This is a genomic window from Acetobacter persici, assembly GCF_018256955.1.
Classification (GTDB): domain Bacteria; phylum Pseudomonadota; class Alphaproteobacteria; order Acetobacterales; family Acetobacteraceae; genus Acetobacter; species Acetobacter persici.
Genome location: NZ_JAERKU010000005.1, coordinates 156,094 through 170,457, shown reverse-complemented (window position 1 = coordinate 170,457; position 14,364 = coordinate 156,094). Strand labels below are relative to the sequence as shown.

General features: G+C 62.1%; 11 protein-coding genes and 1 pseudogene. 2 read left to right on the top strand and 10 right to left on the bottom strand.

What is annotated here, in order from left to right; translation table 11 throughout:
* Positions 1 to 56: 56 nt before the first annotated feature.
* Both JK199_RS08260 and JK199_RS08255 read right to left on the bottom strand, forming a co-directional pair.
* The gene (locus JK199_RS08260; RefSeq protein WP_077930980.1) at positions 57 to 1,826 is read right to left on the bottom strand and encodes a chloride channel protein; all 1,770 of its coding nucleotides are present in this window, start codon (positions 1,824 to 1,826) and stop codon (positions 57 to 59) included.
* Positions 1,827 to 1,961: 135 nt separating this feature from the next.
* The gene (locus JK199_RS08255) at positions 1,962 to 3,125 is read right to left on the bottom strand and encodes an ABC transporter substrate-binding protein (RefSeq protein ID WP_244984998.1); all 1,164 of its coding nucleotides are present in this window, start codon (positions 3,123 to 3,125) and stop codon (positions 1,962 to 1,964) included.
* A 118-nt stretch (positions 3,126 to 3,243) separates the two neighbouring features.
* On the opposite strand from JK199_RS08255, the gene JK199_RS08250 reads away from it, so the two are divergent.
* Positions 3,244 to 3,444, top strand: coding sequence for a hypothetical protein (locus tag JK199_RS08250; protein WP_212375128.1), 201 nt, complete (start codon positions 3,244 to 3,246; stop codon positions 3,442 to 3,444).
* Between the two features lie 3 nt (positions 3,445 to 3,447).
* Here the strand turns inward: JK199_RS08250 and JK199_RS08245 are convergent, their stop codons facing one another.
* The 8 genes and pseudogenes from JK199_RS08245 to tkt form a co-directional block, all read right to left on the bottom strand.
* Positions 3,448 to 3,678, bottom strand: a complete 231-nt coding sequence (locus JK199_RS08245; protein WP_077930982.1) for a hypothetical protein — start codon at positions 3,676 to 3,678, stop codon at positions 3,448 to 3,450.
* Positions 3,679 to 3,735: 57 nt separating this feature from the next.
* Positions 3,736 to 4,218: a gluconokinase gene (locus JK199_RS08240; RefSeq protein WP_212354918.1), complete on the bottom strand. Its 483-nt coding sequence runs from the start codon at positions 4,216 to 4,218 to the stop codon at positions 3,736 to 3,738.
* A 153-nt stretch (positions 4,219 to 4,371) separates the two neighbouring features.
* Positions 4,372 to 5,073 (bottom strand): annotated as a pseudogene (rpiA, locus tag JK199_RS08235) (ribose-5-phosphate isomerase RpiA); the annotation flags it as partial.
* Positions 5,074 to 5,211: 138 nt separating this feature from the next.
* Entirely contained in the window at positions 5,212 to 6,003 is a 792-nt protein-coding gene (gene pgl, locus JK199_RS08230) for a 6-phosphogluconolactonase (RefSeq protein WP_212375126.1), read from the bottom strand.
* Between the two features lie 30 nt (positions 6,004 to 6,033).
* Positions 6,034 to 6,948: an HAD family hydrolase gene (locus tag JK199_RS08225; RefSeq protein WP_212354860.1), complete on the bottom strand. Its 915-nt coding sequence runs from the start codon at positions 6,946 to 6,948 to the stop codon at positions 6,034 to 6,036.
* Between the two features lie 46 nt (positions 6,949 to 6,994).
* The gene (gene gnd, locus JK199_RS08220; RefSeq protein WP_212375124.1) at positions 6,995 to 7,993 is read right to left on the bottom strand and encodes a phosphogluconate dehydrogenase (NAD(+)-dependent, decarboxylating); all 999 of its coding nucleotides are present in this window, start codon (positions 7,991 to 7,993) and stop codon (positions 6,995 to 6,997) included.
* Positions 7,994 to 8,085: 92 nt separating this feature from the next.
* On the bottom strand, positions 8,086 to 10,938 hold the full coding sequence (locus JK199_RS08215; protein ID WP_212375121.1) for a bifunctional transaldolase/phosoglucose isomerase: 2,853 nt from the start codon (positions 10,936 to 10,938) through the stop codon (positions 8,086 to 8,088).
* 84 nt (positions 10,939 to 11,022) lie between these two features.
* Positions 11,023 to 13,125 carry a transketolase gene (tkt, locus tag JK199_RS08210; protein WP_212375119.1) on the bottom strand — a complete coding sequence of 701 codons (2,103 nt, stop codon included), beginning with the start codon at positions 13,123 to 13,125 and terminating at the stop codon, positions 11,023 to 11,025.
* Between the two features lie 598 nt (positions 13,126 to 13,723).
* Here tkt and JK199_RS08205 point away from each other — a divergent pair.
* Complete coding sequence (locus JK199_RS08205) at positions 13,724 to 14,335, top strand: ankyrin repeat domain-containing protein (protein WP_212375117.1); 612 nt, start codon at positions 13,724 to 13,726, stop codon at positions 14,333 to 14,335.
* Positions 14,336 to 14,364 lie beyond the last annotated feature (29 nt).

The following is a 14,364-nucleotide window of genomic DNA, read 5'->3' as shown; positions in this document are numbered from 1 at the left end:
CGGCAGGATGTCAGAACGCAAAAGCGGATGCTGTGCCCGTCAGACGCAGGGGGTCTTCAGACGCGGTATTTCTCCCCTGCCAGTTCCCGGCGGGTGCGTTCCAGTTCCTCGGCGTAGCGGCGCAGCACATAGCGTTCGCTCAGCAGGCCGAGAATGTGGTTGTCCGCGTCCACAACGGCCAGCGCGGGGCGGGCGAGACGCTCAAACGTATCAATGGCGGTGGAGAGAGAGAGGGCGGGCGTCAGGGCGACATCATCCGCGGCTACCAGCTCTGTCAGCGGTGTGGTTTCCGGCACGCGGCTGGCGTGGAACAGCACGCTTTCCACCAGCCCCTTATAGTGGTTCTGCGCGTCACACAGAAGGATGTAGCGCGGCGTCTGGTGCGGGAAGGCGGTGCGCGCGGCCTGCACGGTTTCCGTTTCCGGGAAGGTGGCAATTTCCGTGCGCATCATCCGTTCCACCGTCAGGGTGCGCATCCAGCCCACATCCACGCCCGAGCGGATATTTTCCCCGCGCAGATGGAAGCGCCATGTGGCGAAGGAATAGCCAAAGGTCCGCCGCACCGTCATGGAGGAGACAATGGCCGAGACCACCACAGCCCCCGTCAGCGGCAGGCTGCCTGTGGTTTCCAGTGCGAGAAAGATCATGGTCATGGGGCCGCCGATTACCGCCACGGCCAGCGCACACATGCCCACAATGGCGCAGACGGACACCGGCAGCACCGCCAGTGGGGCAAGTGCTCCGGCAAACACCGCCCCTGTCAGCACGCCCAGATACAGTGAGGCAAAAAACAAGCCACCGCGAAAGCCCGACCCGATGGAAATAGCCGAGGCCAGCGCCTTGAGCCCCAGCAGCCCGAGCGCCAGCATCAGCGGCGGGGAACTGATCAGCCCGGCCCGCATGGCCATATGGCCGGAGGACAGAACGGAGGGGGAGAGCAGGGCCAGCCCGCCCACCAGCAGGCCGCCCAGCGCAGGCCGCAGCCAGACGGGCAGCGGCAGGCGCTGGAAGGTGTGTTCCGTCAGCGTCACGCCGCGCATGAGCATAATGCCCACCAGCCCAGCAAAAATGCCCAGCAGAATGATGGGGAAATACACCATGAGCGGAATGTTCTGCGGTGTGGCAACAAGAATTGGCGGCAGGACGGTGTCTGTCAGGTGCACCACGCCAATCCCGCAGATGGCCGCCAGCGCGACCGGGGCCAATGCGGTAAAGGTGTAGGAGCCAATAATCAGTTCAAACGCATAAAACGCTCCGGCCAGCGGCGCATCAAACGCGGCCCCGATGGCCCCGGCGGCCCCGCAGCCCACCAGCAGCCGCACATCTGCCCGGTGCATGCGCAACTGCCGGCCAATGCGGGAGCCAAAGGCCGCGCCAAGCTGGCTGAACCCGGCCTCCAGCCCCAGCGAAACACCGCACCCGTTGGAGAGAATGGTCTGGCCTGCCAGAATCAGACTGTCCCGCAGGGACATGCGGCCCCCATGCAGGGCGTTGGCCTCAATCGGGTCAATCGGGCGGAAACGGGTTTTGCGGGCCAGATACAGGCTGGTCAGCCCCAGCAGCAGTCCGCCCGCCGTAGGGACCAGCAGGGCGCGCACGGGGCTGACATGGCTCAGGCCGGACAGGCGGCCGGAACCGGGGGAGAGCAGATGGTGGGTGAGGAATGTTGTGGCTGTCATCAGGCTGACAACACCGCCCGCCAGCACGCCTACAAGCGCCGCCAGCGCAATGAGCCACAGGGTATCTTTCCGCACAAGCGCCCGAAGCGCCGCCAGAAACCGGGGCGGCGTGTTGTGGGTGCGCATATGGTCCAGCAAGCCGGTCATGGCTGCGCTGAAACAGGCAGAGAGGCGTCTGTCTGATGTCTCACGCTGCCTGTAATGCCTGCTTTCCCCTCCGGGAGGGAAGGACTAATTTTGAGTCCCTGTGGATTTATACCCGGGATGTTATGCCTAGTCGCGTCAGGGGGTGGCAGGCGGCTGGCCTGCCAGAATCCGCGTCACGTCATCATCCGTCAGCGTGTAGCGGAAGAACTGCGTGTAAAAGGCTTTGACCTCACTGCGCAGATCAAGATCCCTGAACAGATCCGGATGAATTTTCTGCGCGGCCCATTCAAGCTGGAGCAGTTCTTCACACCCGTAACGGTCCCACGGGAACACACCCTGCGGATTGGTCCAGACCTTGCCCTGCCTGAACGCGGCAAGAGTGCGCAGCGGGGCGTCTGCGGCCACGGGGCCCGCATTGGCCGCGATGATGATCATATCCGGGTTCCATGCCGCAATCTGCTCAAACGTAACCGGGCGATGATTGCCGGAGACCTCTGCCGCCGCATTCCGTCCGCCCGCGGCCTGAATCCATGCGTCAATCAGTGTGTCCGCACCATCAATCTGGAGCGGGGTGAGGCGCGCAATATGCAGCACACGCGGGCGCGCAGCGGCGGGCAGGGCAGAGGTGCGCGTTTGCAGACGCTGCTCCACCTCTTCCAGCTTTTTGCGATACTGGGCTGCAATCAGGTGGGCGTAGGGCGTGGCCAGCGCATCGGCTGTCATGTCCAGCGAGGTCAGCATCTGCGGCAGGGTGGTGTAATGGGCGTCCAGCGTGGGCAGGCCGGTTTTACGTAAATCTTCCGCCTTGGCGCGGGTCGGCACAAAAACCAGCCCGATATGGCGGTTCAGCAGGTCTTCCGGGTTGGCAATCTCTGGGCGGATGCCGGTTTCAGCCGAGCGTAGCATGGGTGCTATTTTAAACAGCCAGGGCAGGTCTTCCGGTTTGTCGGCTGTGACCCTGATGCGCTCCGCACCGCCCAGCATTACGGTAATTTCGTTATGGGCAAACCAGAGATCGGCAATGTTATGGGCGTTTTTATCCAGCGCAACGCTGGTGCCACTCATATCCGTCACTGTGCGGGGATAGACCGGGATATTATTGATGGCAGGCATGGTGGCCACGGCCTGCCCGACAACATGCGCGCCGGGAGTGGACTCTGTCTGCGTCGCCTGCCCAGTAGCCGGACGGGCCGCCGCCTGCCCATGTGCTGCCAAAGGGGCTGCCAGCGGGGCCGCCAGACCTGCATTCAGCAGGCCAAGCATGAGGGAGGAGGAGCAGAGCAGTCTGCAACGGAGCATGAAAGAGCGCATGAGTATTCCGACCTGATGGTATTATATACGTTAGAATACAGAAGGCGCGGGTGCAATATCGCACCCGTACAGGCTGAAATGACCCGGAGAGAAAAAGGACAGATCAGTGCGACAGCATAAGGTGATGCTAGGGGAGAAAGTTCTGTATCAGGCCGCGCAGCTAAGCCACGCGGAACGCTTTGCCGCAGCCCGCCGGGCGGAGGGTATATCCTGCCATGTGGTGCCGGACACAACGCCCAAGCCGCGCCGGGCTCCGCAGATCAACCCGCTGACAGGCCAGCCACGCAAACGCGGGCGCGTCCGTTAAAAGTCAGACCAGCACGGTGCGGTTGCGCCGCCATGCGTCTTCCAGCGCGTCCGCCGGGTCCGGGTAGCTGTCACTCCACGCGCCTTCGGCTGCTTCCGGCGCATGGACGGTTGCGCGCCACAGGGCCGTGCCAGCCGCACGGTCCACCCGAACCGCCCATGAGGGAGGAATCCGCGTGAGCAACCGTTCCATCTTCTGCCCGGATGTCAGCGGTTTTGCGTAATTATGGCCCACGGTGCGCCTCCCCTTTTGCGGTTGTTCAGAGCGTTCTCACGCGGAGAGTGGAACGGGTCAGACAGTTTTCAGGCAGGACAGGATTTCCGCAATGGTTTCGGCCGGTCTGGCCTCTGCCGCCACGGTCAGTGCGCGTTCTTCCAGCCCCGGCACTTCCAGCGTTTCAAGCTGGCTGGGCAGCAGCGTGGGGGGCATGTAGTGGCCCTTCCGGTTTTTGAGCCGCTCCACCAGCACAGCGTGCGTGGTGTGCAGATAGATAAAGACCGGGTCCAGCCCGCCCTTGCGCAGCGCATCCCGGTAGGACTGCTTCAGCGCGGAGCAGGTCAGAATCCCGCCGGTGCCTGCCTGTTCCCGCCCGGACAGCCACTCATGGCAGCGTTCCAGCCATGGCCAGCGGTCTTCATCATTCAGGGCGGTGCCTGCCGCCATTTTGGTGACGTTGGCCGCCGGGTGCAGGTCATCCCCTTCCTGAAATGGCCAGCCCAGTTCATTACGCAGCCCCTCGGCAATGGTGGTCTTGCCGGAGCCTGAAACGCCCATAATCACCAGCAGGCGTTTTCGGATGCCTTCCGCTACAGGCTGGGTTGGCAGCACGGTCTTGCTGGCCGCCTCCGGCTCCGGGACGGGGGCGACATGCGTGACAGGGTCAGACGGGTCGAGCGTCGGGGTAGAAATCACCCCATCGGACACGGTGGGGGTAATCACCCGGATGCCATCTGGCCCGGCGGTAATGGCCTGTGTGGCCATTGCAATAAACAGCCCGTGTTCGACCACGCCTACAATCCGGTGGATGGCTTCGCCCAGCGTGTGCGGGTCCGCAATCGGGCCGAAGACGCAATCCAGAATCAGGTTCTTTTCATCCGTCAGATAAAAAGAGCCGTCCCGCGTTTTGCGCGGGGTGACCTGTGCGCCAAGATGGCCAAGCCGGACGGCTACGTTTTCCCAGCCAAAAGGGATCACTTCCACCGGAACCGGGCAGAGCATGCCCAGATGGTCCACGTATTTACTGCTGTCGGCCACAATCACCAGTTGCTTTGCCGCGGAGGCGACAATCTTTTCCCGCAGCAGCGCGCCGCCCCGGCCTTTGACGAGGTTGAGCGTATTCGGCTCAATTTCATCCGCGCCATCAATGGTGATATCCAGTTCCGGATGCGCGCCGAAGGTGGTCAGCGGAATGCCTTCTTCCCGCGCCTGAGCATCTGTGGCCTCGGAGGTGGGAATGGCGCAGATTTTCAGCCCTTCTTCCCGCACGCGGCGGCCCAGTTCCGCAACTACAAAAAACGCTGTTGAGCCTGTTCCAAGCCCGACAACCATGCCGTTTTGCACCAGAGCGGCCGCCTTGATGGCTGCCTGCTGTTTGAGGTTGGCGGCGGGGTCTGGTGTTGTGCCGGTCATGGTGTGTGTCCTTTATTCTTGCTTTTTGTCTTCAGAGTCTGGTGACGCCGGTCTCAGGTCTCAGGTCTCAGGTCTCAGGTCTCAGGTCTCAGGTCTGAGTGGTGAGTGTCGTCCGTCCCGCGTCCTGCGGGGGGCTGGTCAGGCATCGGCCGGGGCAGCTGCACGGTCCAGCACCCAGGTCAGATCCCCCATGGAGGTAATGGCGCTGGCCGGGCAGGACGGGTCCTGCGCACGGACCTTTGCTACGGTCTCCCGCTTGGAAGCGCCTTCCACCAGAAAAACCACATGGCGGCTGGCATCAATGGCGGGGTATGTCAGCGTCAGGCGCGTATAGGGCGCCACAGGCGGTACGCAGGTGGAAACCCACGCCGTCCGTTCCTTCAGCACCGGCTGGCCGGGGAAGAGGGAAGCGGTGTGACCATCCCCGCCCAGCCCCAGCAGATTGACGTCAAACAGCGGCTTACCCGGCTGGAGTGTGTCTGCCCCGTAAAAGGTTTTCAGCTCGGCCTCATAGGCTCTGGCGGCCTCTTCTGCCGTCCCTGCGGTGGGGATGAGATGCACATTTTCCGCCGGAACGGGCACGTGGGAGAACAGCAGGCGGTTGAGCATGCCGGAATTGCTGTCTTCATGGTCGTGCGCCAGAAAACGGTCATCCCCCAGAAAAAACTGCATCCGCGCCCACGGGAAGCGGCTGGCATAGGGTTCAGACGCCATCATGCTGTACAGAGGCTGCGGCGTGCTGCCGCCGGACAGCGCAAGGCTGAACGGCCCGTCCGTTTTGGCCAGTGCCTCCTGCAACAGCCAGTCGGCCAGATGATGCGTGGCGGCTGCTTTATCGTCAAAGATGGCCAGTGTGCCCGTGCGGGTATCTGCGCCCGCGCCGGTGTCCGGGCTGGTGCTGGTTTTGGGGGAGGGGGTATGTCCGGTCATGCTCTCAGTCCTTTCCGGGGCCAGCCGCCCTCAGGCTCCGCCCGGTGTGCCGGGGGCCACAGCGGACGGGCTGGCGGGCTGATCGTTCAGGGAAACTGCGCGGGGCAGCACGAGGGATTCAATGGCTTTGGCCCAGCCTTCATCCGTGTTGGCGGCTGTTGTAAAATGGGCCTGTGAGGCCACGCGGTCGGACGCCTGCCCCATGGCAATGGACAGTCCGGCCACTTTAAACATCGGCACATCGTTATCCATGTCACCAATGCAGGCGACTTCGGAGGGGTCTATCCCGTAAAAGGCGGCCAGTTCCCGCACGGCGTTGCCTTTATTGGCGTCCAGCGGGGTAATATCAAGGAACCACTGGCTGGAGCGCGCCACGCTGGCGCGGCCTTCCAGTAGCATACCAATTTCGGCTTCCTGCCGGGCCACGGCATCATAATCGGCAGAAGAGCCGGTAATTTTGCCAATACCGGACAGAGAGCCCGCAAAGCTTGAGACAATCTGCGGTTCTATCCGCACCGTTTTGCGTTCCGGCTCCACATAGGCCCCGGTGGCGTTATCCACCAGCCATTCATGCCCACGGAACAGCCAGGCATCCAGATCATGCACCTTCAGCATGTCCAGCGTGTCCTGCACTGCGCCGGGGTCCAGCGCGAGCTGGGAGCGTACGGTGCGGTCGGCGTTCAGGATAGTGCCGCCATTCAGCGCGCCATACGGCGTGTGCAGGCCCAGCACATCAAAATACATTTCAATGCCACCCGGCGGGCGGCTGCTGACGAGGCAGAGGGGAATCCCTGCCTCCTTTAAGGCCTGCACGGCGGCGAGCGTGCGGTGCGTCACCTGCTTTTCCGGGGTCAGTAGGGTGCCGTCCATGTCGGACACCACCAGCCGGATGCGGCTGGCCGGGGGCGCAAGGGCTGCGTGAAGGGCGTTCTCGGTAACCGTCATGCTGCGTGTGCGCTCCCGTGTGCTGTCAGCGTGTTAAAATACGGATTCAGTCTTTTGTTTCAACATGCCCGCCAAAGCCATACCGCATGGCAGACAGCACTTTTTCAGAAAAAGTGTTGCCGGAGCGGGAGCGGAAGCGCGTGAAGAGCGCAGCCGTCATGACAGGGACCGGCACAGCTTCTTCAATCGCGGCCTCAATGGTCCAGCGGCCTTCCCCGGAATCATTCACTTCCCCGGAGAATTCGGAGAGCGATTCATTTTTGGTCAGCGCCTGTGCCGTCAGGTCCAGCAGCCAGGAGGACACCACGCTGCCACGCCGCCAGACTTCCGCAATATCCGCCATGTTGAGCGAGAAGCGTTCATCTTCCGGCAGCAGCGGGGAGTCCTTGCGGTACATCACGTCAAAGCCTTCGGCAAAGGCCTGCATCATGCCGTATTCAATGCCGTTATGGACCATTTTGACAAAATGGCCGGAGCCTGCCGGGCCGCAATACAGGTAGCCCTGCTCGGCACGCGGGTCCACGCCATCCCGGTCACGGCCGGGGGTGCGCGGGATATCGCCAATGCCGGGGGCAAGGGCGGACAGAATGGGGTCGATATGCTCAGCGGCTTCTTTCGCGCCGCCGTACATCATGCAGTAGCCGCGCTCCAGCCCCCACACGCCGCCGGACGTGCCGACGTCAATATAATCAATGCCTTTTTCAGCCAGCGTTTTTGCCCGGCGGATATCGTCTTTGTAGTAGGTATTCCCGCCATCAATCACAATATCGCCGCGCTGCATCAGGCCGCCCAGTGAAAGCACGGTCTGCTCCGTAATCTCACCAGCCGGGAGCATGGACCACACAATCCGCTTGGGGCCTGCCAGTTTTTCCACCACATCCGTCAGGCTGCTGGCCCCTACAGCGTGCCCGGCTTCCGCACGGGCCACCACTTTTTCAACAACTGCGGGGTCGCGGTCATACACCACCACGTCATGTCCGTGCCGTGTGAGGCGGACGGCAATATTACCGCCCATTCTGCCAAGCCCGACGATGCCGATCTGCATACTCTGTTTTCCTTAATTGTTTCTCGGACGCTGTTTCAGAAGAGGCGACTTCTGAAACAGCGTCTTATCATGTCTGACGTGCAGGTTCTCTTTTACAGAGCGCCGTGCAGGGCGGTCGCCAGAGCAGCCAGCCCGTCTTTCAGAGAGCCGTGGATATGCACCCGCAGCGCCCGTCGGCCGCGTTCGGCCAGCACGTCAAAATCCCCGCGCGCCTGAGCGGCTTTCACCACGCCAAAGCTGTAATTGGCCCCCGGTACCGGCAGATCCTTCGCATCATCAGCCGTAATTTGCAGGAAAACGCCCGTGTCCGGCCCGCCTTTGTAGGCCTGCCCTGTGGAATGCAGGAAGCGCGGGCCAAATTCCGCAGCCGTCGCAATGGTTTTGGCATCACGGATTTTCAGCCGTGTGTGCTGAATCCATTCCATCGTGGCCCGGTCCCGCTCGATATAGGCCAGCAGACCAACATAATCGCCCGCTTTGACGCGGTCGAAATGGGCTTTCAGGATGGCTTCCGCGCTATCGCCTTTCAGGGCTTTGGCGTTGGCCGGGTCCGCAAAGAAGGAGAAAGAGCCGTGCTGCGCAAAAGGCTGCTCTGCGGGCAGTTTGCCTGTCTGGTTATAGGCATCCGTCAGTTTGCGGGTTTCCACCTTGCTGGCTTCCACATCCGGCTGGTCAAACGGGTCGATCCCCAGAAACGCCCCGGCCACAGCGGTTGCAATCTCCCAGCGGAAGAATTCCTGCGCAATCTGGCGCTTGCTATGCAAATTGATAGTGATAACCGGCTGCCCGGCATCAATCAGCGTGGCAATGGCTTCATCCTGCTCATGGCGGTGTTCAGGCACCAGACGCAGGTAAACAAACAGGCGGTCTGTGCCGTAGCGTTTCGGGCCGCCGAGCGTTTCATCATCAATGGGGATGATGCCTTTGCCGTGCTTGCCGGTGGATTCCGCAATCAGCTGCTCCATCCATGCGCCAAAATCGGCAATCTGCGGCGTTGCAAGAATGGTCAGCTTATCCCGCCCGAACTGCGTTGCGGCCACACCCATAATGGTGCCCAGCAGCACGCCGGGGTTGTGGGCAGGCGGCACGCTGGCATCGCTCATGCGCACGCCGCGCAGGGCGTCTTCCAGAAACAGCTTCAGCGGCAGGCCAGCGGCGGCAGCGGGCACCATGCCGAAGTTGGAGAGCACGGAATAGCGGCCCCCAATTTTCGGATCGCCTGCAAAAATCTTCCAGAAGCCCTCTTTCTGCGCCTGAGCCTCCAGCTTGGAGCCGGGGTCCGTAATGGCGACAAAGTGGGAGCCAGCCTTCTCACCCAGTGCGCGTTTGGCGAGGTCATGGAAGTAGGCGAGCATGATGTTCGGCTCAAGCGTGCCGCCGGATTTGGAGGCGACGATGAACAGCGTGTTGGCCGGGTCAATCTTCTTTTCAAAAGAGGCAACCTGCTGCGGGTCCGTGCTGTCCAGCACATACAGGTGGCCAAAGCCTTCATGCTTGCCAAAGGTCATGGCCAGAACTTCCGGCCCGAGGCTGGAGCCACCCATGCCCATCAGCAGAACCTGATGGAAGTTGCGGGCTTTCACCTCAGCCTGAAAACTTTCCAGCTCAGACAGATGGGTCAGACGGTCCTCAACAATTGTCAGCCAGTTCAGCCAGTCAGCTTCCGGTCCGCTGGTCCAGACGGAGGCATCCTTGGCCCACAGCTTGCGGATGGTGCCGTCCTTGCGCCATGCGTCCAGTCCTTTCTGCACAGCCTCTTCCAGCGGGGCGGGCAGGCTGGTTTTCATGTCCGTCAGCTTGTCCGCCAGCATGGCCTGCTGTTTGGCTGCAACGGAGCCGAGGAGGCTGTCAAACGCTTCCTCAAAAGAGGTCACGCCTTCATCCACCAGTGTGGCGGTCACACCGTCCAGATCCAGCTTCAGCCGCTCTGCTTCGGCCAGCACATGGCGGGCGTCTTCAAGCCCGGCAGTCAGTGTTTCGGCAACAGTCCCGTGGTCACGGAAGGCATCCATGGTGGCGGGCGGCACGGTGTTGACGGTGTGCGGGCCGATCAGGCTGTCCACATACAGGACGTCGCTATAGGCTTTGTCCTTGGTGCCGGTGGAGGCCCACAGCAGGCGCTGCGGCTGGGCTCCGGCGGCTTCCAGCGCCTTCCAGCGCGGGGTCTGCACCATCTCCTGCCAGTAGGCATAGGCCACTTTGGCATTGGCAATAGCCACCTTGCCGCGCAGGGCTTTCAGAGCCTCGGCGTCCTTGTCACCCGCTTTCACGCGGTGATCAATTGCAGCATCAATCTTGCCGTCAATCCGGCTGACAAAGAAGGACGCCACGGAGGCGACCTTAGACAGATCCCCACCTTTTTTATGCAGGTCTTCAAGCCCGGACAGCCAGGCCTCAACCACCGCCTTGTAAGCGGAGAGCGCAAAAATCAGCGTGACGTTGACGTTGATGCCCGCGGCAATGGTCTGGCGGATGGCGGGAATACTTTCCGGGGTGGCCGGAATTTTGATCATCAGATTGGGTTCAGCCACATCCGCCCACAGGCGGCCGGCCTCATGCGCTGTGCCTTTTTCATCCCGCGCCAGATAAGGGGAGACTTCAAGGCTGACAAACCCGTCTTTCTTATGGGTGGCCTCATAGACCGGGGCCAGAACATGGGCTGCGGTTTTGATGTCCCGCACAGCAAGTTTTTCATACAGCGCGCCGGGGGAGACAATTTCGTGCGCCAGAATCTCACGGATCTGGGCGTCATATTCCGTGCCTTCGCCCATCGCTTTCTGGAAAATGGCGGGGTTGGACGTGACGCCCCGTACATCATCATCCTGCACAAGGCGGGCCAGAGAGCCGTCTTCAACAAAGGAGCGGCGAATGAAGTCAAACCACGGGGATTGCTGCACAGCGGCAAGATCCCGCAGCGGATTGGCACCTTTAGAAGAAGCGGTCATGCTTGGCGTCCTTTTTGCACGCCGCCCGGCCTTTTTAGCTCAGCCGGGCAGCATAAAACATCTGATCTGTGTTGAAGGCGCGCTTTAGCGCGCCTGACGGCGCGCTGCTTCCAGCACGGCGTCCGGAGTAAAGCCGAATTTCTTCGCCAGTTGCCCGGCCGGAGCAGACGCCCCGAAGCCACGCATGGCAATAATCTCACCCGTCGGACCGGCATAGCGATCCCAGCCGATGGGGGAGGCTGCTTCAATGGTCACGCGGCCTGTAATGGACGGCGGTAGCACCGTATCGCGGTAAGATTGTGGCTGCGCTTCAAACACTTCCCAGCTCGGCAGGGACACCACGCGGGCGGGGATGCCGTCCTTGCTCAGGGCCTCATAGGCGGATACCGCCAGACCCAGTTCACTGCCGGAGGCAATCAGGATCACCTTCGGGGTTTCCGTGCTGTCGGCCAGAATGTAGCCCCCCTTTGCCACGCCGGAGGCGGGGGCAAAGCGGCTGCGGTCCAGCGTCGGCAGGTCCTGCCGGCTGAGCGCCAGCGCCACCGGGCCATCCTGTTTGGCAATCAGGTAGCGCCAGACTTCGGCCACTTCATTCGCATCACCGGGGCGGAAGGTTGTCATGCCGGGTGTGGCGCGGAGCTGCACAAGCTGCTCGATCGGCTGATGCGTCGGCCCGTCTTCCCCCACGCCGATGGAATCATGCGTGAAGATATAGGTGACCGGCAGGTTCATCAGGGCAGAAAGCCGGATGGGGGCCTTCATGTAATCCGAGAAGATCAGGAACCCCGCACAGTAGGGGCGCAGACCATACAGCGCCATGCCGTTGACAATGGCGCCCATGGCATGTTCGCGCACGCCAAAATGGAAGTTCCGGCCTGCGTAGGAGCCACCCCATGCGGCGGGCTGGAAGCTTTGCTCGCCTTTCAGCAGGGTCTTGGTGGAGGGGGCAAGGTCAGCAGAGCCACCCAGCAGCCAGGGCAGGCGGCCTGCCACAGCATTCAGCACCTCACCAGAGCTGGCGCGGGACGCGGTGCCTTTTGCGCTGGCATCATAAACCGGGATCTGCGCATCCCAGCCTTCCGGCAGGGTACCGCTCAGAATGGCATCCAGTTCGGCAGCCAGTTCCGGGTGCGCGGTGCGGTAGTCAGCCAGCAGGGCTTCCCACGCAGCACGGGCCTTGGCGCCGCGTGCGCCCAGACCGTCCTGCATGTGGGCCTGTACTCCGTCCGGCACATAGAAGCTGCGGTCTTCCGGCCAGCCATAAGCTTTCTTGGTTTCACGGATTTCTTCCGCACCCAGCGGCTCACCGTGGGCGGAGGCGGTGCCTGCCTTGTGCGGCGCACCCCATGCAATCACGGAATGGACCAGAATAAAGGTGGGGCGTTCGGTCTCGGCTTTGGCCTGCGCCAGCAGGTCTTTCAGGGTTGCGGTATCGTTCGCGTCCTTCAGTTCCAGCACCTGCCAGCCATAGGCGGCAAAGCGGGCCGCGACGTCTTCCGTCAGCGCGATATCGGTCGAGCCTTCAATGGAGATGCGGTTGGCGTCATACATCCATACCAGATTGCCCAGCTTGAGGTGGCCTGCGGTGGAGGCGGCCTCGCTGGAGATGCCTTCCATCATGTCACCATCGCCGCACAGCGTGTACACATGGTGGTTAAACAGCTCAAAGCCCGGCTTGTTGAAGCGCGCGGCTAGCCATTTTTCCGCCATGGCCATGCCGACGGAGTTGCCACAGCCCTGCCCGAGCGGGCCGGTGGTCGTCTCAACGCCGGTCGTGTGGCTGTATTCCGGGTGGCCGGGGGTTTTGGAATCAAGCTGACGGAACTGCTCAAGGTCGGCAATGGTCAGGGAGGGTTCATTGGTGACCTTCCCGTTCTTCACCTGCCGCACGCCTGCCAGATAGATCAGGGAATAGATCAGCATGGAGGCATGGCCGATGGACAGAACAAAGCGGTCCCGGTTGGGCCAGAGCGGGTCTGCCGGGTCGTAATTCAGAACGTCCTGCCACAGGGTGTACGCCACAGGCGCCAGCGCCATGGCGGTGCCGGGGTGGCCGGAATTGGCTTTCTGAACGCCATCCATAGAGAGCGTGCGGATGGTGTTGATGCACAGGTTATCGAGGTTGGCCGTCCCCCCGGCTTCCTGACCGGCCGGTGCGCGAAGAGGGGTGGAAAAAGAGGCACGCATGCTAACCTATCCTTCAGAATGGACGTTTTTTGTTCTGGCCCGGTAAGACCCCGCCACCGGAAGAGCCCGGCGGGACGTCAGGGGTATGCACATTCACACGGTCCGGCGTTATTGGGCAAGAGAGCAGGTGTGAGACTTTTCTGCTTCTTTTAAGACGCAGGACCGCCCTCTGCTTTCTCAACGCAGCAGGGCAGGCGGGGGCTGCCGCGGGGGCGGGTAATCTCATTTTTAAGATTATTCCCGCTGGCAAAACAGGCCCTGCGGGATGGGCTGAAACTGGCCGGAGCAGCCTTTGCGCCCTATTTCAGGCCGGCAAAGTCTGACGGTCCCGCGGTTGTAACAAGTGGCATCACTTGCGCGTGAGGTGTGGCGGAAAGGGCTGCGCAGCACCACATACGAAGTAGCGCGCAACACCAGTCGGCCCTGCGTCCGGCAGAGCAGCCCCGCCATGGTCAGGAAACGCTGCACAGGCCGGGACGTTTACGATATAGAGATGGTTTACAGTCTAGAAATGAGTAGTTGCGGCACGTCCCGGTCCGTCAGGCCTCGGGGCAGGTGCTGCGTCTGAGTTCTGTAAGAATTTTTCCGGAGGTCGGGTATGACACAGCTTTCTTCTCAGGACCCGCAGTCTCAGGGCACGCAGGCCCTTGGTGCACAGGCTCCGGGCGGGCAGCCCGCAGGTGCACCGGGCACGGGAGCCGCCTTTGGGGACTTCACGCAGGAGCAGGTGGAAGCCTTGTTCATTAATGCCGCGCGGGAAGGTGAGGCCGATCTGCTCTCCAGCTTTCTGGATGCGGGGATGGACCCCAATCTGCGGGCGGAAAAAGGCTACACGCCGCTGATTCTGGCTTCCTATAACGGCCATGTGGAGGCTGTCAGCACGTTACTGGCGCGCGGTGCCAAGCCTGACCTGCAGGATGAAAAAGGGGCAACCGCGCTGGCGGGGGTGGCCTTCAAAGGCTCTCTGCCACTGGCCCGCCTGCTACTGGATGCCGGGGCGCAGGTGGACGTGCCCAACGCAGTGGGCCGCACTCCGCTGATGTTTGCCGTCATGTTCGGGCGGGATGATATGGCAAAGCTACTGCTCGGCGCCGGGGCCAGCCCGACCCACCGTGATGGCGAGGGGCTGAACGCGCTGGATCTGGCCCAGCGGCAGGGCAACGCGGCACTGGTCGCTCTGATAAAAGCGCAGCAGGCCGGGCAGGGCTGACGCCGCACGGGCTTTTCAGGCTCAGACGC